Genomic DNA, 16,857 nt, shown 5'->3' with positions numbered 1-16,857 from the left:
CGTGAAGCCGCGAAACCTGGCTGTCACAGCGGAAGCAACGGTCGGTATATCGTGACGCCGAATAGCAAGGTAGTATGTGTCGCATGGTAGCTGCGGAGAGTCAGTCGATCGATGACAACGACCGGCAGACCCAACTCCTGCGGGGCGCGCTGGACATGTGCCTACTGGCGCTGCTGGCATGCGAGCCTGCGCACGGCTACGAGCTGGTGCGGCGAATGGAGACGGCCGGCTTCGGCGCTATCAGCTACGGCACCATCTATCCCCTGCTGACTCGCATGCGCCGACTTGGCCTTGTCGCTCACGAACAGCAGATCAGCCCGACCGGCCCGCCCCGAAAGGTCTACGCGCTGACCGGGTCCGGTCGGATCCACCTGGATGCCTGGCAGAAACAGTGGAACCGCTTCACCGACACCGTCGACGCCGTTCTCGACCACAGCCCCACGAGGAGTTGACCCATGGACACCATCGACCGCCTCTTGGGCGAAGCCGACCAGGCGTGGCGCGGGTACGGGGTCGGCTCGGCCGATCGGGCGGCACTCGCCGCAGACCTGCGCCTCGACCTGCGTGCCGCGGCTGCCGACGGAGGCGACCCCGCGCAGTTGATCGGCGGCGACGTGGCCGGCTTCGCGCGGCGGCTCGCCGACGAGGCTGACGTCCGACGGGTGCGCGCCGACTACGGCCGCATTCTCGGTGCCGCGCTGCTCGGCGCGCTACTCGGTGCGGTGCTCGGCTACGGCCTCTTGATGGCGGCCTACCCGATATTCGTCAATCTTGTCGACATCCCTTCCTCGATCAAGGTACCGATCCAGCTCGCCTTCGCCGTCTACTACGGCGTACCGGGCGCCGTGGTCACCGCGGGAGCGGTCATCGCGGTGCGGATCCAGCTTCGCGAACTGCCCAGGATCCGGCGGACGGCGCGGATGATGACAGTCCTCGTGCCGGTGGCCGGCATCATCATCACGCCGATCACCGTCGGCTTCGCCTGGTCCACCGGCTACAGCTTGGCACCGCCGGTGGTGGTCGCGGAGATCGCCATGGTCCTGGCCGCGCTCGCGGGCGCCACGGTGCTGGCGCGTCGCTTGTCACTGCGCGAGGGCCCGACCGACTCCGACACCTCGCACCCGGACGCCACCAGAGTCAAACCCGCGTGACGGTACGAGCATCTCGAGCCTGGAGTATGACAGGTGTAAGCTGCGCGTATGACAGAGCCTCAGCGTCGCTTCACGATCTCCGTTCCCCCGGACGTGAGTCAGATCCTGGAGAGCCAGGGCAACCGCATGGCCAGCGCCTACGTCACCGAGTCGGTGCGTCGGCGCAGGCGGGTGGAGCAACACAAGGAGTTGTTGCTCGCCGCCGGCATCCACGTGAGCGAGCAGGGCGTAGCCGAGGCGCGGGCTCGTCGCCTGGGCGTGGAAGCCGAGTGGCCCTCGGAGCGGTTCGAGGCGGAGCGCGCCAAGATCCGTGCCGCGATGGAGGCCGAGATGAACGGCGACGACACCGCGCCGCGCGCCGACGCCGCATGACCTCGGAGGCAACACCACCAGTGCGGCTCATCCTGGACCGGTCAGCCCTGCTGGGATACGCCGTTCTCCGGACCGTGCACGTGGGCGAGCCCGTCCACGAGGTCATTGAGGACGGGGTGCGGTTCGGGGTGCCGGTGGTAGCAGCAGCCGAAGCCCTGAACATGGCGACCGGCAAGGACTTGGCCCTGTTGCACAAGCTGCTGGCCTTGACCTCCTGCGCGCTGCTGCCCGAGCGGGCGGAGGATCTGCCGGAGCTGACCTTCTGGCAGCGCAGGACCCGCCGTTTCGACCTGGCCGCAGCCGCCGTGGCAGGCCTGACCCACGATGCCGCAGTGCTCACCAGCGAGGGACCCGGATACTCCGATGGGATGCCGCTGATCCACTTTCCGGGGTGAACGACGGCGGGCCGGGGGTCAACCCCGGGCCCTGGCCCAGGAGAGGAAGCGCTCGGTCATCCTGGTCGGCGGATGATCCGGGTGCAGTTGGGTGAGCTGGTTCGTCGCCTCGTGCATCAGAGTGCCGAGGTAGATCAGCAGTGCGGTCCGGCTGGTCCGGTACTCCGTCAGCAGGGCGAGCTTGGCTGGTTGGCAGGGCCACTCGCTGCCACAGTTTCGGCACCGCCACAGCGGGCGCATGGCGACGTGCGGAACGGGCGGCCGGACCACCATCACGGCCACCGCACTGCGGGCTGCTGGCTCAACACATCGACCTCCTCGGGGCGGGAAGGGGCCGCTCCCGCAAGGGGGAGACGGGAGCGACCCCGGGGGGCAGAGCCCGCCGCCGCCACTCCGGCCACCAGCGGACCCGCCACTGGTGACAGTCTGGTGATGAGGCGACTACCGTCGATACGTGCTCGCGCCATCTGTGCAGCTCAGCGGTCCAGGTGAGCACCCGTGTGGGACACGCCGAGCCAGACTGAGCGAAGGTTGGGGAATCAATGGGGACAGCCACCGAGTACGTGCTGGAGGAGTTGCGCCTGTTCCGGACGGGGCTCGGGCTCAGTCAGGACGACTTCGGCAGGGGCATCGGCTATTCGGGTTCACATGTCAGCTCGGTGGAGACCGGCGGGCGACCGCCCACGAAGGAGTACATGAGGGCGGTCGACACCCAGCACCGGACCGGCGGACGCTTCCTGCGCATGCTGGACGGGTTGGCCCGGCTCGACGCCGAGCCGGCCTGGCTGCGCGAGTGGATCGAGTTCGAGCGGGAGGCGACCACGCTGCGCTGGTTCGAGTTGGCGTACGTGCCGGGCCTGCTCCAGACCGAGCGGTACGCCCGCGCGACGCTGGCCGGTGGCCGGTTCGACGCCGAGGACGTGGACCGGATCGTCGCCTCCCGGCTGGAGCGGCAGGCGATCCTGCACCGCCCGCGCCCGCCGCAGCTCATCGCCGTGCTCGACGAGGCGGTGCTGCGTCGGCCGGTGCTCGACCAGCCGGGGCTCATGGTCGAGCAGTGCGAGCACCTGGCCCAGTTGGCGACGGCGGAGCATATCCAGGTGCACATCGTCCCGACGGATGCTGGGATGTATCTGGGGCTGGCCGGTCAGTTCATCATCGCCGAGATGCCGGACGGCGAGCGGGTGGCTCACGCCGACAACCAGCTCACCGCGCAGTTCGTCGATGCCTCGGCCGACGTCGCTAAGCTGGCGAAGACATGGGAGATCGTGCGGAACGAGGCGCTCCCCCGCCGGCAGTCAACCGAGCTGATCAAGGAAGTGGCGAAGTCATGGGCATGCTGACCCCACAGTGGCGCAAGTCGACCCGGTCCGGCGGCAACGGCGGATCCTGCGTCGAGGTCGCCGACAACCTGCCGAGCGTGGTGCTGGTGCGCGACACCAAGGACCGCGACGGCGGCACCCTGCACGTCGACCCGACGGCCTGGAAGGCGTTCGTCAAGTACGCCAAGCAGCAATAACCCCGACACCCCGCCCCGCCCCGCCCGGCCGCCCGCGCCGATCTTGCAGTTTCGGTCGCCGAAAAGCGTGGAATGCCCCTGTACGTCGGGACAGTAAGTGCAAGATCGCGGCCAGGTCAGATCGGGCGTCGAGCGGCACTGACTCCGCCACGCGGCGCTTGTTCCACCGGCGCCCCGCCCGGACCAGGCATGCTGGAACCATGATCGCGCGCTTCAAGGACCTCTGCCTGGACGCCAACGACCCGCTCGCGCTCGGCGGCTTCTGGGCCCGGACGCTCGACGCTGACATGGCCGACGCCGGTGACGACGACACCCGGGTCGATCCCCGCTCGGCGCGCTCACCAGCCGAGTCCATCTGGGTGAACAAGGTGCCCGAGCCTCGGGTCGGCAAGACCCGCGTACACCTGGATCTGCGGTTGGCCGACGCGGACCCGGCGGCGCTACTCGCGGACGGCGCCCAACTGGTACGCGACCCAGGCGGTGAGGCGACCTGGTGGGTGTTGAGCGACCCGGAGGGCAACGAGTTCTGCGCGTTCCCGGCTCGCGACGGTGCCCGGCCGGGCCCGTTCGAGTTGGTCGTCGACTCGACCGACCCGGTTGCGCAGGCGACCTGGTGGGCCGGGGTGGTCGGCGGCACCGTCGAGGACGAGGGGACCCACGCGGGTGTGGTTGGCGCGTCCGGGTTCCCCTGGGACTACTGGGTGTTCGCCGCTGTGCCCGAGCCCAAGACGGTCAAGAACCGCCTGCACTGGGACGTCGACCTGGTCGACCCGGAGCCGATGGCGCTGATCGCTGCCGGCGCGACGCTGCTGCGGGAGCCGCTCGACGAGACGCACTGGTGGTGGGTGCTGGCCGACCCGGAGGGCAACGAGTTCTGCGCCTTCGCACCACGCCCCACCGGGTGAACGACCGACTACCGAGCGCGGGCGTCGTCGGCTAGCGTTTTCCTAGCGCCGTAGCCGGCGCGTTCGCCGCCGCCGTCGACACGCCTCCGGCCGACCCATGCCTGCCCGATCGGTTGGTAATCGCGGGAACGTCCCACCGCCGCTCCCCCGGTTCGGCAGGATCGTCCCAACGAGGAGGTGCCGTCGTGCAGGACACCCGCGCTCTCGCCCTGACGTTCGAGGTGAGCGGCCTGCCACCGGTCAAGACCGAAGCGTTGTCCATCTTCGCCGCCGGGCACCGGCAGGCGACGAGGGTCCGCACCCTACTCCAGGCCGCCCTCGCCGCGGCCCAACGCACCGGCTGGACGCCGTTGCCCGGGCCGATCGAGGTGGACCTGGTGTTGCGTTGCCCGCCCGGGCACCGTACGTCCGACGCCAGCACCCTGCTCGGCGGCGTCTGCGCGGTGTTGCAGGACAAGAAGCGGGTGTCGAGCATCGGCCTCGCCCACCTCGGCGTGCTGGTGGACGTCGCCCTCTACGACGACGACCGGCAGATCCGTCGGCTGTCGTACCACGAGGAGCCGGCGGAGGAGTTCTCGTACCAGGTGCGGGTCGCCGCCGCACCGACCGGGGTTTGACCGACGTCCGCGGTGGGGTATCGCGGACGCCGACGAAGGGAGCACCGATGTCGGAGCCACATGTCACGCTCGACCCCCGCGGGCTCGATCCTGTGCAGCAGAAGCTGCGCGGCCCGCTGGAGGAGCAGCTGACCTCGGCGCTTCAGGCGGCCACCGAGCGGGTCCGCTCCGGCTACGCCGGCGAACCGGTCGAGCAGGTCTGCCAGCGGCTGTTGGAGGAGACCCGCTCCGGATTGCATCCCGACATCGCTGCCGGGTTCAACCCGGACATGGACGAGTTCTGCCGGGTGGCGGTGGCGATCGTCCGGCGCGAGGACGGCTGAGCCGCGGCGGCTCTCAGTATCGGCTGAGCTGGGCGTACGGGCTGAGCACGATGCGTGGTGACAGCGCCGGGTCCAGCCAGTTGAGCACGTCGACAAGGTGATCGTGGGCGAGGGAGACACAACCAGCGGTGGCGTTGCCGGCGCTGGTGCTGAACTGGTGCAGGAAGATCCCGCTGCCCGCGTTCGGCACCGGCTTCGGCACGTTCGGCGGCATGTTGAAGGTGATCACCGCGAAGTGCGTGTACGCGGGGACCTCCTTCCACAGTGCCTCGCTGGCCCCGCCCGGGTTTGTCGCACTGTGCTGGAAGGTGTTGTAGAGCGCCGACGACGGGTTCTCGTTCCACCAGTCACCGCTGACCAGCCGGTGGTAGGGGAAGCGCACGCCCGGGTTGGCGTCGATGCCGTACATGGTGGGGCCGATCGAGTAGACGCCGGTCGGCGTGGTCGGCACACCTTCCACGTGGTTGTCGCTGAAGCCCTTCGAGCCGATCCGGGCGGGCAACGACGCCGAGGCCGGCTGCCAGGTGCTCCGCACCCGCACGAACGCCTCCAGCGTGGCGTAGGTGGTGGTGTAGCTGCTGGCGCCGACGATGATCACCTGCTTCGTCTCCGCCGGCAGCGTTGTCAATGCGCTGGCCCGGTTCTGGGGCTGCCACCTCGGCAGGGGTCGCGGCGGTGGGGCCGTGCCGAGGCTCGGCCCCACCGCCGCGAGTGCGGGCGCGGGCGGGGTGAGCACGGCCGGGGCGACAAGGCCCGCCGCCGCGCCGAGTAGGAGAGATCTGCGCTTCATGCCGCCATCCTGACAGTCGAACCGGCGCGCGGTCTGCCCCGCTCGGAGCTGCCGAACGATTCGCGGGCCGGGTCAGGACCGGGTCCGCAACTACCCGGCCCTGACCCTCGGCCGTCCGGCAGGGAAGCGGACAGCTCCGGCACCCCGCCGCGCGGGCGTGGCACGACGCCACGCGCCAGAACGGGGTGAGCCAGCCACTTCGCACTCAGCTCCACGGTGCTCACCCGCCGAACGCCGACGCGCTCCCGACACACCCCGGAGGGCCGTGAGCGCCGAACCAGGTTAGGCGCGCCCCGACCGGCCGGACAAGCCGCGTCGGACGACCGGCGGCAGGACTGATCTCACGATGAAAATCGGGCAGGTTGGCGTAACGCGACCATGATCGCCGACGCTGTTCGGCTTCGGTACGGTCAGAAGTGGCGCAGCAGGTCCCGGAACGCGGCGAGCCGCAGCACCCCGCCGTCGGTCGGGTCCAGCTCGTCATCCTCCAGCACCCAGGTGTTCGCGTTCGGAATGAACACCGCGTTCAACCCGGCGGCCCGCGCCGGCAGGATGTCGGACTTCGGGGAGTTGCCGATCATCCACGCGTCGTCCGGCGCGAAGCCGTGCTCCCGAATGAGCCACCGGTACGTGTCGACGTTCTTCTCGGTGACGATGTGCGCGGCGCCGAAGTGGTGCAGCAGACCGCAGGCGTCCAGCTTGCGCTGCTGCTCCTCCCGATCGCCCTTGGTGAGCAGCAGCAACTCGTGTCGACCGGCCAGCTCGTCGAGCGCGTCGGCCACCCCGGGCATCAGCTCCACCTGGTGCTCGACGAGGGCCACCGCCAGCCGGTCGATCTCCTGACGTTCGGAGTCGGTGGCCGGCCGCTCGCGCAGCCGCTCCAGGCACTCCGCCAGGCTGCGCAGGAAGACCTTGCTGCCGTACCCGTGCGCCACCGCGTTGGCCCGTTCGATGTCGTCGAGGACGGACCGCAACGCGGCCCGGTCCAGGGTCGGGTGGTCCAGCCAGCCCAGGAAGTCGTCGATCACCCGCTCGAAGACGACGTTGTTCTCCCACAACGTGTCGTCCGCATCGAAGATCAGCACCTGCGCCTGTCGTCGCGCCGCCACGCCGACCGTCATGCCATGCCCTCCCCGTGCCACCGCCGCAAAGACCGAGAGACAGGATAGGCGGGAGATCGACGTGAGATCTTCCGGATTTTCGTGAACCGTCCGGCGCCAAGCTGAACACCACGTTCCGGTTCACCGACAAGGGCCCGGCCGACCGCCAGCCCATCAACTGACCAGGATCCGGGGAGTTCGGCGGCGGTCTGGTCAGGGCCACCGCAGCAACCGTTGCGCGATCAACGCCTCGCGGTCCTCCTGCCCCTCGGGTCGCAGCCGGCCACCGCGGGTGAGCATCACCACGCCGTGCAGCAGGCTCCAACCCACCTCGGCGAGGGTGTCCGGGTCCCGCCCCTCGGCCAGCGGGGTCAGGGCCGCCCGCAGCTCGGCGAAGACCGCCCGCGGCGCGGCCGGCACGCCATCCACGCCGAGGGCCAGGTCGGGGGTCAGCGCGAGCATCGCGTCATAGACCTCAGGATTCGTGTACGCGAAGTCGAGGTACGCGGTCGCGACCGCCGGCCAGACCCCCTCCGGGCTCCCGGCGGTCTCCGCGTGCGCCTCGGCGAGGTCGGCGGCCAGATCGGCGAAGGCGCACACCGCGACCGCGGCGATCAGCGCCTCCAGATCGGCGAAGTGCCGATAGATGTCACCCATGTCGATCTCGGTTCGTTCGGCGAGCCGTCGGGTGGTCACACCCGCCCAGCCCTCCGTCTCGGCCAACTCTCGCGCGACAGTGACGATGAGGTCACGCCGGTCCTGTTCAGTGGCCTTCTCGGCAGGTCCGGGCACGTCCACGAGCGTAGAGGCGTACACCTGCCGTGGCGGTCGGGTGACAGATTGGTGACTGTTGTCTGTCGCCGGCCCCTCCGCTCCACGTGCCACAGCCACCCGCTGGCTCGTTAGGCATGGAGATCACCGCGACGGGAGGGCCCGTGATCGTTCGGCGGCAACGGCGCGTGGCGAGCCGATGAGGAACACCCCCGACGGCCTGTTGCGCAGCAAAGCCACCCGCCAGCGGGCCACCTTTCTGGAGCTCTTCCTCGACCTGGTCTTCGTCTTCGCCCTCACCCGAATCTCCGCGCGGCTGATCGTCGACTTCACCGACGGCCAACACGGCGTGTACGCAGGTCTCGGCCAGGCCCTGCTGCTGTTCCTGGCCCTGTGGGCGGTCTGGTCGGTGACGGTCTGGTCGACAAGTTGGCTGGACCCGGACGCCCCGATCGTCCAGACCGTCATCATCATGACGCTGGTCGGTGCCATGACGATGGCCGTCGCCGTGCCGCACGGCTTCGGCGCACGGGCCTCCCTCTTCGCCATCACCCTGGTGACCCTCCAGATCGGCCGAGTGGTGTTCTTCCACGTCGCCGGGCACGGCCGGCCGGACCCCCAACAGTCCATCCGGATCCTGTTCTGGTTCGGCTTGAGCACGCCGCTCTGGGTCGTCGGCGGGCTGGTCAACGACGGCACGGTTCGCGGGGCACTCTGGACCCTCGCCGTGCTGATCGACTACACCGGGTTGTTCCTCGGCTGGCCGACCCCCCGGCTCGGCGCGCAACGACTCGGCGTTCAGATGATCGCCGCCGAGCACCTGGCCGAGCGGTACCAGCAGTTCCTCCTCATCGCTCTCGGCGAGGCGATCTTCGTCATCGGCCTCGCCTTCAGCGGCAGCGAGTTCCACATCGACCAGACGGGTGGGTTCGCCCTGGCGCTGGCGAGCACCGTCCTGCTCTGGCGGATCTACTTCCACGTGGCGGGCGGGATGCTGGGCGCGGCCGTCGACAGTTCCCGTAACCCGGCTCGGCTCGCGACCGACATGGCGTTCGCCCACATGGTCATGATCGCGGGAATCGTGCTCACCGGCGTCGGCTTCGAGTTGTTCATCGCCGAACCGCTCGGGCACCTCCCGGCGACCTGGCTCATGGCCATCTTCGGCGGACCGGTGCTCTTCCTCGCCGGGCGTTCGACCCTCGAATACCAGGTCTTCGGCCGGGTCTCCCGGTCCCGGCTGGCTGGCCTGCTGGCCCTCGGCCTGCTGACCCCGGCAGCCCTGCACCTCCGGCCGCTCACCGCCGGCGCGGTCGCCGCAGTGGTGCTGCTCGGCGTCGCCGCAGCGGACGCCCGACGCTCCCGCCACCGGTCATCGGAGGCGCCCACGCCCCCGTACTAGCCCCCAGTCACCGCCGCAGGGTGGTCTCACGCCGCATGTGCGACAACTTCTCGGGGTTGCGCACAGCGTAGACACCGCTGATGAAACCGTCGTCGATACGCAGCGCGAGGACCGTGTCGACCGCGCCGTCGAGCCGCAGAACCAACGCCGGGTGACCATTGACCTGGGCAGGGTGCAGCGACATGGTGGCGACCCTGGCGTGTGTGCTGCACAGCAGGCGGGCCACCTTGTCGGCCCCGGCGACAGGCCGCAGCACGGCCTGCTTGATCCCGCCGCCGTCGCCGAGGAGCACCACATCCGGCGCGAGGACGTCGAGCAGGCCCTGCACGTCGCCGGTCTCGACCGCCCGCCGGAACGCGTCCAACGCCCGCCGGGTGTCCGCCGAGGAGACCATCCCGCGCGGTCGACGCGCGGCGACATGCGCCCGCGCACGGTGGGCGATCTGACGGACCGCCGCCGAACTCTTGCCGACCGCCTCGGCGATCTCGTCGTATCCAAGGTCGAAGACCTCACGGAGGACGAACACCGCCCGCTCGGTCGGCGCCAGCGTCTCCAGCACCAGCAGCATCGCCATCGAGACACTCTCGGCGAGTTCCACGTCGTCGGCGACGTCCGGTGCGGTCAACAGCGGCTCGGGTAACCAGGAGCCGACGTAGGACTCCCTGCGCCGGCCGACCGCACGCAGCCGGTTGAGCGACAGTCGGGTGGTGATCCGGACCAGGTAGGCGCGCTGGTCCCGCACCGACGGAAGATCCGCGTCCGCCCACCGCAGCCAGGTCTCCTGGAGTACGTCCTCCGCGTCGGCGGCCGAGCCGAGCATCTCGTACGCGACGGTGAAGAGCAGGTTCCGGTGGGTGACGAACGCGTCGACGGCCCGGTCCCCCCGGTTGTCCGCTCCCATGATTCCGCCCCCGGCATCCATGCGTCCTCCAGTCTCGTCGAACTCGACCGCGTCGCCCACCAGACACCGGCCACCCGCCGTCTGTGACGCCGGACGCCCGTGCTCTCCGTCACTCGACGAGCTGTCACAGCGAACCGGCCGGTGGTGTCTCCTGAGCGACCCGATACGGAGGGAAACGCATGAACCTGGCACTGTGGATCGTGGCCGGACTGCTGGCTGCACTCGCCCTGGCCGGCGGCATCACCAAGACATTCGTACCCAAGCAGAAGTTGGCCGCGGCCAACGGCGGCGGGTGGACCGGCGACGCCAGCGTGGGCTTCGTCAAGGCCCTCGGCATCCTTGAGCTCCTGGCCGCGGTTGGCCTGATCCTGCCCGCGGTGTTGGACATCGCACCGGTGCTGGTGACGGTCACCGCCGTCTGCTGGATCCTGCTGATGGTCGGCGCGATGATCACCCACCTGCGTTACGGCGAGGCGAGGTTCATCCTGCTGAATCTGATCTACCTCGCGATGGCCGCGTTCGTGGCCTGGGGCCGCCTCGGACCCGAGCCCTTCACCGGCTGACCTGAGCCCACTCCTGCCCCGGCTGGCCGACGGTGCCCCGCCATACCTCGCGCGGTGACGTCGCGGACCGGACCTCGCCGGTCAGGCCGAGGTAGCCGCTCCGCGAGAAGGGCGAGGGCGACAGAGGTTCCGGAGGGATCACCCTGGCCACGAGGCGACATAGACACGTCGACACTGACTGATACGCTGCCTCGCCTCACCCATCGAGGAGAACAGCCACGTGAAGAAACTGTCGAGCGTCGCGTCCGTACTCGCCCTCGCCGTTGGTATCGCCGTCGCCCCGGCGGCCGCTGCCTCCGCCGCCACCGATCGGAGCGGCGCGGAACGGCTGAACATCCCGAACAGCAGTGCGTGCAAGGACGGCCGCACTGTCATGCAGGGCATGGTGGCGGGGCCGGGTGGCCAGCTCTACATCATCTTCACGAAGGCGGCCGGCGCGGAGCCGGTCCTGTCCCGGTGGCTGCGCGACGGCTCGACCTGGGACGGCGCCAGCTGGGTCTGCGCCGGGGCCCCCACCTCCATACCGACGCTCGGCCACGGCAACGACCTCGCCTACAACGCGAACTATCTGGGCCAGGGCCCGGCACTGATTGCCACCCAGGGAAGCCAGTCCGCGTTTCTCAGCGACAAGGTGACGATCGTGCGCCTGAACGCCGACGGATCTATCGGCACGACCGGGGAGGTGCGGCTGCCGATCGGCAACATCAGCGGCCTCTGCTACAGCGCGACGGCTGCCGGCGGAGCCGGCAAATACGCGGCCCGCCGGTTGGGCAGCCTGTGGACCCATCCCGGCGCTGGCGCCCTGACCAGTGGATGGACGCTGGTCAAGAGCAACCTGACCAGTCACGACAATCGTTCGGACCAGGGCATCGACTGCTCCGAGAACTACATCTGGAACACCAAGTCGATCAACACCTCGACGCCGACCACCGGGTGGAACTGGGTGTACCAGTACAACTGGTCCGGCGGCGACGTGGAGAGCGACATCGGTATTCCGGGGAACAACCTGACCGACGAGATCGAAGATGTCACCCATGTCGGCAGCGAATTCTTCGTGGGCATCAACCGCAACGACGGGCTCGCCGACTCCGTGAAGGTGCTCACCGAATAGTGGCGACCCCTCGACACGTCGTCACGGCATGACCTCGTACTGCCGCACAGACGTCATGTTCTGCAACGCGCGGCAGCCCAAATGCCGGCGACCGTCATGTTGTAGAGAACGCGGGGTTGTCGACCAGGAACGTCAGCGGCGCAGGGTGAGGATGAGGTCAGCGACGAGGGCTGTCCAGCCGGTCTGGTGCCAGGCGCCCAGACCGGCCCCGTTGTCGCCGTGGAAGTACTCGGGGAAGGCGATCAGGTCGCGCCAGTCCGGGTGGGTCTGGAACATCTGAGCGGCACCGTAGATCGGCCGTCGACCCCAGTCGTCCTGGGTGAAGAGCGAGATCAGCCGGGCGGAGAGGTCGTCGGCGATCTCGTCCAGGGTGTGCTTCACCCCGGAGCGGGTCGGGTACTCCACCTGGAGGTCGTCGCCGAAGAACGCCGCGTAATCGCGCAGCGCGCTGATCAGCAGGAAGTTCGTCGGCATCCAGATCGGACCCCGCCAGTTCGAGTTGCCTCCGAACAGTCCGCTCGTCGACTCGGCCGGCTCGTAGCCGACGGAGAACTCCTGCCCGCCGAGGGTGACCGAGAACGGCTTGTCCAGGTGCGCGCGGGACAGCGTACGGAGGCCGAAGTCGGAGAGGAACTCGTCGGGGTCGAGCATCCGGGCGAGCAGGCGGACCACCTGTTCCGGGCCGACCATGGACAGCAGCCGCTGCTGCCGGCCGTCGGGGCCGAGGCGACGGGTGCCGATCACCTGGGCGTACTCCGGGCGGTTGGTGAGGAACCAGCGCAGCCGGGCGCCCAGCTCCGGTAGGTGGTGCAGGGTCCGGGCGGTGAGCCGGGTGGTGGCGGCCAACGGCAGCAGCCCGACGACGGAGCGGACCTTCAGCGGTACCTTCGTGCCGTCGGCGAGGCGCAGCACGTCGTAGAAGAACGCGTCCTCGTCGTCCCACAATCCCTGCTCGTACGCGGCGGCGGCGATGTAGGCGAAGTGCTCGAAGAACTTGGTGGCGGTGTCCACCCAGGTCCGGTCGTGTTCGGCGAGCACTATCGCCATGTCCAGCAGGTTGAGCGCGTACATGCCCATCCAGCCGGTGCCGTCGGACTGCTCCAGCACACCGGCGACCGGCAGCGCCGCCGAACGGTCGAACGGCCCGACGTTGTCCAGCCCGAGGAAGCCGCCCTCGAAGACGTTGTTGCCGCCGGTGTCCTTGCGGTTGACCCACCAGGTGAAGTTGAGCAGCAGCTTGTGCATCACCCGGGCCAGGAACTCGTAGTCCCTACCGCCGTCGATCTCGAACACCTTCAGCGCCGCCCACGCGTGCACCGGCGGGTTCACGTCACCGAACGCCCACTCGTACGCCGGGATCTGGCCGTTGGGGTGCAGGTACCACTCGCGGAGCAGGAGCAGGATCTGCTCCTTGGCGAAGCCCGGGTCGACCCGGGCGATGCTGACGCAGTGGAAGGCCAGGTCCCAGGCCGCGTACCAGGGGTATTCCCACGGGTCAGGCATGGAGATGACGTCGAAGCTGGTCATGTGCCACCAGGCGCTGTTGCGCCCGTGCCGACGCCCGGCCGGCGGCGGTGTGGAGCCCGGGTCGCCTTCGAGCCAGCGTTTGACGTCGAAGTGGTAGAACTGCTTGCCCCACATCAGCCCGGCGATGGCCTGCCGGGCGACCAGCGCCTCGTCGGGTGTGGCGGCCGGCGGGATCACTGCGGCGAAGAACCGGTTCGCCTCGGCCCGCCGCGCCCACACCACCGCCTCGAAGCCGTCGCTGAGGTCGGCCGGGGGCGGCGGCGCGGCGGCCGGCGGCGACGCGGTACGGGTCAGCCGCAGCCGGATCTGGCGCTGCCCGCCGGCCGGCACGTCGAGCACGTAGTGCAGCGCGCCCTTGGTGCCCTCCCGGGCCGGATTGACGGTGGCCGCGCCGTTGACGACGTGGTCGTTGATGCCGTCCTTCGGGTACGGGGAACGGCCGGGCAGGCCCCAGAGCCGCTCGGCGTTCGTGTCGTTGTCGCAGAGCAGCGGCACCGGGCCGCCGTCGCCTTCCAGCAGCAGTTGGCCGAGCACCCGGTGCTCGCCGACGAGCCGGGTGCCCTGGCCGGTCAGCCGGGGGATCCGGTCGCCGCCGGGCAGGCCCCAGGACCAGGTGTTACGGAACCACAGGGTGGGCAGGACGTGCACTGTCGCCGCCTGGTCGCCCCGGTTGGCGACGGTCACCACCATGCAGAGGTCGGTCGGGGACGCCTTGGCGTAGTCGACTGTCACCGCCCAGTACCGGTCGTCGTCGAAGATCCCGGTGTCCACCAGCTCGTACTCGGTGTCGTCGCGGCCGCGCAACGCGTTCACCGCGACGAGTTCGTCGTACGGAAAGGCGGCCTGCGGGTAGTGGTAGCGCCAGCGCATCCACGAGTGGGTGGGTGTGGAGTCCTCGTACCACCAGTACTCCTTGGCGTCCTCGCCGTGGTTCCCGCCGTCGCCGCCGAGGCCGAACATCCGCTCCTTGAGGATCGGGTCCTTGCCGTTCCAGAGGGCCAGGGCGAACGCGAAGGTCTGTCGTTCGTCGCAGACGCCGGCCATCCCGTCTTCATTCCACCGGTAGGCTCTGGACCGCGCGTGGTCGTGCGGGAAGTAGTCCCAGGCCGTACCGTGCTCGCTGTAGTCCTCCCGTACCGTCCCCCACGCCCGTTCGGACAGATAGGGACCCCATGCACGCCAGTCCTGCTCCCCCGCGTCAGCCTGGGCGAGCCGGAGCCGCTCAGCGTCGGGTGGCGAGGCGTCGGAGGACGATCGGTCAGTGATCACGTGCACATCTTTGACGTCGCCGCGGTACTTGACCACAGCGGCCATTCTCGTCGTGGCGTGTTACACCCCGCCGCCGGTGGAGGAAAGTTGATCGACATTCACTTCGGCCCGCAGATCTGCGGCGACCTGACCAGCGCCGCCAGCCGGGAGTGGCTGGTCCCCGACGGCCTCGGCGGCTATGCGATGGGCACCGTCGGCGGGCTACGGACACGTCGCTACCACGGTCTGTTGGTGGTTCCCGGCGAAACGCCGGCCTCCCGCCAGGTGGGACTGGTCAGCCTCGATCCGGCGGTCACAGTGCCGTCCGGCGCGCGGGTGCGCCTCGGCGCGCACGAGTGGGCCTCCGGCGACGTGGACCCGCGCGGCTTCGAGCTGTTGGAGCGCTTCGACCTGGTCGACGGGCTACCCCGGTGGCGGTGGCGGATCGGCGCGGTGGTGATCGAACGGGAGCTGGCCATGCTGCCCGGCCGCTCCTGCGTCGCTGTGGTGCACCGGCTGGTCGCCGGAGGTCCGGTCCGGCTGGAGCTGTCGGCCGCCTGCACCTGGCGGGACGCGCACGGAGAACGGCGGGCCGACGGCCCGATCCCGCAGGTCGAGGCGGTGGCCGACGGCGCGGTGGTCGAGGGCGCGTACCGGCTCGCCGGACCGGGCTGGTCGCCCGAGGGGCAGTGGTGGCTGGGCGTGCACCACCGCGAGGAGGCCAACCGGGGGCTGCACCCGGACGAGGACCTCTGGTACGCGGGCCGCTTCTCCGGTGAGCTGGAACGCCCCGGCGACACCCTGTCGGTGCGGGCCTGGGCCGGTCGGCTCGACGAGGAGCCGCCGCCGGCCACTGAGATAGTGGCGACCGCGAGGCGGCGCAACCGGCGGGTGGTGGCCACGGCGAAGCCAGCCGACGACGTGGACGCCACACTGGCGCTGGCCGCCGACGCGTTCGTGGTGCGCACCGACCAGGCGGCGGTGGACGTGGTGGCCGGCTACCCGTGGTTCGGGGCGTGGTCGCGGGACACGATGATCTCGTATGAGGGGTTGTTCCTCTGCACGGGTCGCGCCGACGAGGGCCGCGAGCTGCTGCGGGCATACGCGGCGACGCTGTCCGAGGGGATGCTCGCCAACACGGCCGACACCGGTCGGGTGGAGTACAACACCGTCGACGGCACGCTCTGGTTCCTGCACGCGGTGAGCCGGCACGTCACAGTCACCGGCGACACCGACCTCGGCGACGAGCTGCTGCCGGCGCTGCGGACGGTGATCGACGCTCACACCGCCGGCACCCGGTACGGGATCCGGGTCGATCCGGCCGACGGGCTGCTCACCCAGGGCGCCGCCGGCACCGCGCTCACCTGGATGGACGCCCGGGTGTACGGGGTGCCGGTCACCCCGCGGACCGGCAAGCCGGTCGAGGTCAACGCGTTGTGGATCAACGGGCTGGCCGGGCTCGCGGAGCTGACCGAGCTGGCCGGGCAGGACGCCGACGAGTTGTGGCGACGCCACCGGCAGGCCGTCGTCTCGTTCCGGGAGCGGTTCCCGGCCCCGACCGGCTGGCTGCACGACGTGCTGGACGCGCCCGCGCCGGCGTACCCGCTGGGTGGCGCGGCCCTGCACGACGACGACGCGTTGCGCCCCAACCAGTTGCTGGCCTGGTCGCTGCCGTACGCGCCGATGGAGCCGGACGAGGCGACGCTGCGGCGGGTCGGGGGCGGGCTGCTCACCCCGCTCGGGCCGCGCAGTCTCGCCCCGGATTCCACGGAGTTCGTGGGCCGGCACCGGGGCGGCCCGGCCGACCGGGACGGGGGTTATCACCAGGGCACTGTCTGGCCGTGGTTGCTCGGCCCGTACGTGGACGCCGCACGCCGGGGGAAGATGTCCGTCGATGACGTATTCGTCGGCATTGAGGCCCATTTGATGGAATATGGGTTAGGCTCGGTGAGCGAGACGGCCGATGGCCTCGCGCCGCACACCGCTACCGGGTGCCCGTTCCAGGCATGGTCGGTGGCCGAGCTGCTGCGGGTGCGGCGAAAGAGCCAGTAGCGCTTTACACGACCGCAACGGTGGTGTCGCCGCTGGTTATCGCGATCCCGGCAGGATTGGCCTCGATCCAGACGCGACGGCGACATCGATTCGGTGTCGGTCGGCGCGCGCCC

General features: G+C 69.9%; 19 protein-coding genes. 13 read left to right on the top strand and 6 right to left on the bottom strand.

Going from position 1 to position 16,857, the window contains the following annotated elements:
* Positions 1–83: 83 nt before the first annotated feature.
* From AB0B98_RS08055 to AB0B98_RS08040, 4 genes are read left to right on the top strand one after another with little or no spacing between them, the layout of a single operon-like run.
* The gene (locus AB0B98_RS08055) at positions 84–452 is read left to right on the top strand and encodes a PadR family transcriptional regulator (RefSeq protein ID WP_357361495.1); all 369 of its coding nucleotides are present in this window, start codon (positions 84–86) and stop codon (positions 450–452) included.
* Between the two features lie 3 nt (positions 453–455).
* A complete protein-coding gene (locus AB0B98_RS08050; protein ID WP_357361494.1) occupies positions 456–1,151 on the top strand; it encodes a hypothetical protein in 696 nt (231 codons plus the stop codon).
* 48 nt (positions 1,152–1,199) lie between these two features.
* Complete coding sequence (locus tag AB0B98_RS08045; RefSeq protein WP_357361493.1) at positions 1,200–1,523, top strand: hypothetical protein; 324 nt, start codon at positions 1,200–1,202, stop codon at positions 1,521–1,523.
* Positions 1,520–1,918 carry a hypothetical protein gene (locus AB0B98_RS08040; RefSeq protein WP_357361492.1) on the top strand — a complete coding sequence of 133 codons (399 nt, stop codon included), beginning with the start codon at positions 1,520–1,522 and terminating at the stop codon, positions 1,916–1,918. The genes AB0B98_RS08045 and AB0B98_RS08040 overlap by 4 nt, the downstream gene beginning before the upstream one ends.
* Positions 1,919–1,936: 18 nt before the next feature.
* On the opposite strand, the gene AB0B98_RS08035 is transcribed toward AB0B98_RS08040, so the two are convergent.
* Entirely contained in the window at positions 1,937–2,191 is a 255-nt protein-coding gene (locus AB0B98_RS08035; RefSeq protein ID WP_124777822.1) for a flavin reductase, read from the bottom strand.
* A gap of 269 nt (positions 2,192–2,460) precedes the next feature.
* Between AB0B98_RS08035 and AB0B98_RS08030 the strand changes: the two genes are divergently transcribed.
* The 5 genes from AB0B98_RS08030 (at position 2,461) to AB0B98_RS08010 (ending at position 5,282) form a co-directional block, all read left to right on the top strand.
* A complete protein-coding gene (locus AB0B98_RS08030) occupies positions 2,461–3,261 on the top strand; it encodes a helix-turn-helix transcriptional regulator (RefSeq protein WP_357361491.1) in 801 nt (266 codons plus the stop codon).
* Positions 3,255–3,437 carry a DUF397 domain-containing protein gene (locus AB0B98_RS08025; protein ID WP_357361678.1) on the top strand — a complete coding sequence of 61 codons (183 nt, stop codon included), beginning with the start codon at positions 3,255–3,257 and terminating at the stop codon, positions 3,435–3,437. The genes AB0B98_RS08030 and AB0B98_RS08025 overlap by 7 nt, the downstream gene beginning before the upstream one ends.
* A 200-nt stretch (positions 3,438–3,637) precedes the next feature.
* Complete coding sequence (locus AB0B98_RS08020) at positions 3,638–4,342, top strand: VOC family protein (RefSeq protein WP_357361490.1); 705 nt, start codon at positions 3,638–3,640, stop codon at positions 4,340–4,342.
* 185 nt (positions 4,343–4,527) lie between these two features.
* The gene (locus AB0B98_RS08015; RefSeq protein ID WP_238672585.1) at positions 4,528–4,959 is read left to right on the top strand and encodes a hypothetical protein; all 432 of its coding nucleotides are present in this window, start codon (positions 4,528–4,530) and stop codon (positions 4,957–4,959) included.
* A gap of 47 nt (positions 4,960–5,006) precedes the next feature.
* Complete coding sequence (locus AB0B98_RS08010; protein ID WP_238672586.1) at positions 5,007–5,282, top strand: hypothetical protein; 276 nt, start codon at positions 5,007–5,009, stop codon at positions 5,280–5,282.
* A gap of 13 nt (positions 5,283–5,295) precedes the next feature.
* On the opposite strand, the gene AB0B98_RS08005 is transcribed toward AB0B98_RS08010, so the two are convergent.
* The 3 genes from AB0B98_RS08005 to AB0B98_RS07995 form a co-directional block, all read right to left on the bottom strand.
* Entirely contained in the window at positions 5,296–6,072 is a 777-nt protein-coding gene (locus AB0B98_RS08005) for a L,D-transpeptidase family protein (RefSeq protein WP_357361489.1), read from the bottom strand.
* Positions 6,073–6,482: 410 nt separating this feature from the next.
* A complete protein-coding gene (locus tag AB0B98_RS08000) occupies positions 6,483–7,193 on the bottom strand; it encodes an HAD family hydrolase (RefSeq protein ID WP_357361488.1) in 711 nt (236 codons plus the stop codon).
* Between the two features lie 192 nt (positions 7,194–7,385).
* Positions 7,386–7,964: a TetR/AcrR family transcriptional regulator gene (locus tag AB0B98_RS07995; RefSeq protein ID WP_112602341.1), complete on the bottom strand. Its 579-nt coding sequence runs from the start codon at positions 7,962–7,964 to the stop codon at positions 7,386–7,388.
* Positions 7,965–8,142: 178 nt separating this feature from the next.
* Between AB0B98_RS07995 and AB0B98_RS07990 the strand changes: the two genes are divergently transcribed.
* Positions 8,143–9,342 (top strand): low temperature requirement protein A, encoded by a 1,200-nt coding sequence (locus AB0B98_RS07990; RefSeq protein WP_357361487.1) that lies wholly within the window; start codon positions 8,143–8,145, stop codon positions 9,340–9,342.
* A gap of 7 nt (positions 9,343–9,349) precedes the next feature.
* Here the strand turns inward: AB0B98_RS07990 and AB0B98_RS07985 are convergent, their stop codons facing one another.
* The gene (locus tag AB0B98_RS07985; RefSeq protein WP_357361486.1) at positions 9,350–10,243 is read right to left on the bottom strand and encodes an RNA polymerase sigma-70 factor; all 894 of its coding nucleotides are present in this window, start codon (positions 10,241–10,243) and stop codon (positions 9,350–9,352) included.
* Between the two features lie 179 nt (positions 10,244–10,422).
* On the opposite strand from AB0B98_RS07985, the gene AB0B98_RS07980 reads away from it, so the two are divergent.
* Entirely contained in the window at positions 10,423–10,806 is a 384-nt protein-coding gene (locus AB0B98_RS07980; protein ID WP_357361485.1) for a DoxX family protein, read from the top strand.
* Positions 10,807–11,026: 220 nt separating this feature from the next.
* A complete protein-coding gene (locus AB0B98_RS07975) occupies positions 11,027–11,917 on the top strand; it encodes a hypothetical protein (RefSeq protein WP_357361484.1) in 891 nt (296 codons plus the stop codon).
* Positions 11,918–12,049: 132 nt separating this feature from the next.
* Here the strand turns inward: AB0B98_RS07975 and AB0B98_RS07970 are convergent, their stop codons facing one another.
* A complete protein-coding gene (locus tag AB0B98_RS07970; protein WP_357361483.1) occupies positions 12,050–14,758 on the bottom strand; it encodes a glucosidase in 2,709 nt (902 codons plus the stop codon).
* A gap of 42 nt (positions 14,759–14,800) precedes the next feature.
* Here AB0B98_RS07970 and AB0B98_RS07965 point away from each other — a divergent pair, with 42 nt between their 5' ends.
* A complete protein-coding gene (locus AB0B98_RS07965; RefSeq protein WP_357361482.1) occupies positions 14,801–16,744 on the top strand; it encodes an amylo-alpha-1,6-glucosidase in 1,944 nt (647 codons plus the stop codon).
* The last annotated feature ends 113 nt before the right edge of the window (positions 16,745–16,857 follow it).

Source organism: Micromonospora sp. NPDC048947, from assembly GCF_040649495.1.
Classification (GTDB): domain Bacteria; phylum Actinomycetota; class Actinomycetes; order Mycobacteriales; family Micromonosporaceae; genus Micromonospora; species Micromonospora alfalfae.
This window is presented reverse-complemented; position numbering and strand designations above follow the sequence as displayed.

Coding starts and splice junctions, on each gene's coding strand:
- AB0B98_RS08055 (WP_357361495.1), top strand. CDS start 84: ATGGTAGCTGCGGAGAGTCAGTCGATCGATGACAACGACCGGCAGACC.
- AB0B98_RS08050 (WP_357361494.1), top strand. CDS start 456: ATGGACACCATCGACCGCCTCTTGGGCGAAGCCGACCAGGCGTGGCGC.
- AB0B98_RS08045 (WP_357361493.1), top strand. CDS start 1,200: ATGACAGAGCCTCAGCGTCGCTTCACGATCTCCGTTCCCCCGGACGTG.
- AB0B98_RS08040 (WP_357361492.1), top strand. CDS start 1,520: ATGACCTCGGAGGCAACACCACCAGTGCGGCTCATCCTGGACCGGTCA.
- AB0B98_RS08035 (WP_124777822.1), bottom strand. CDS start 2,191: ATGGTGGTCCGGCCGCCCGTTCCGCACGTCGCCATGCGCCCGCTGTGG.
- AB0B98_RS08030 (WP_357361491.1), top strand. CDS start 2,461: ATGGGGACAGCCACCGAGTACGTGCTGGAGGAGTTGCGCCTGTTCCGG.
- AB0B98_RS08025 (WP_357361678.1), top strand. CDS start 3,255: ATGCTGACCCCACAGTGGCGCAAGTCGACCCGGTCCGGCGGCAACGGC.
- AB0B98_RS08020 (WP_357361490.1), top strand. CDS start 3,638: ATGATCGCGCGCTTCAAGGACCTCTGCCTGGACGCCAACGACCCGCTC.
- AB0B98_RS08010 (WP_238672586.1), top strand. CDS start 5,007: ATGTCGGAGCCACATGTCACGCTCGACCCCCGCGGGCTCGATCCTGTG.
- AB0B98_RS08005 (WP_357361489.1), bottom strand. CDS start 6,072: ATGAAGCGCAGATCTCTCCTACTCGGCGCGGCGGCGGGCCTTGTCGCC.
- AB0B98_RS08000 (WP_357361488.1), bottom strand. CDS start 7,193: ATGACGGTCGGCGTGGCGGCGCGACGACAGGCGCAGGTGCTGATCTTC.
- AB0B98_RS07990 (WP_357361487.1), top strand. CDS start 8,143: ATGAGGAACACCCCCGACGGCCTGTTGCGCAGCAAAGCCACCCGCCAG.
- AB0B98_RS07985 (WP_357361486.1), bottom strand. CDS start 10,243: ATGGGAGCGGACAACCGGGGGGACCGGGCCGTCGACGCGTTCGTCACC.
- AB0B98_RS07980 (WP_357361485.1), top strand. CDS start 10,423: ATGAACCTGGCACTGTGGATCGTGGCCGGACTGCTGGCTGCACTCGCC.
- AB0B98_RS07970 (WP_357361483.1), bottom strand. CDS start 14,758: ATGGCCGCTGTGGTCAAGTACCGCGGCGACGTCAAAGATGTGCACGTG.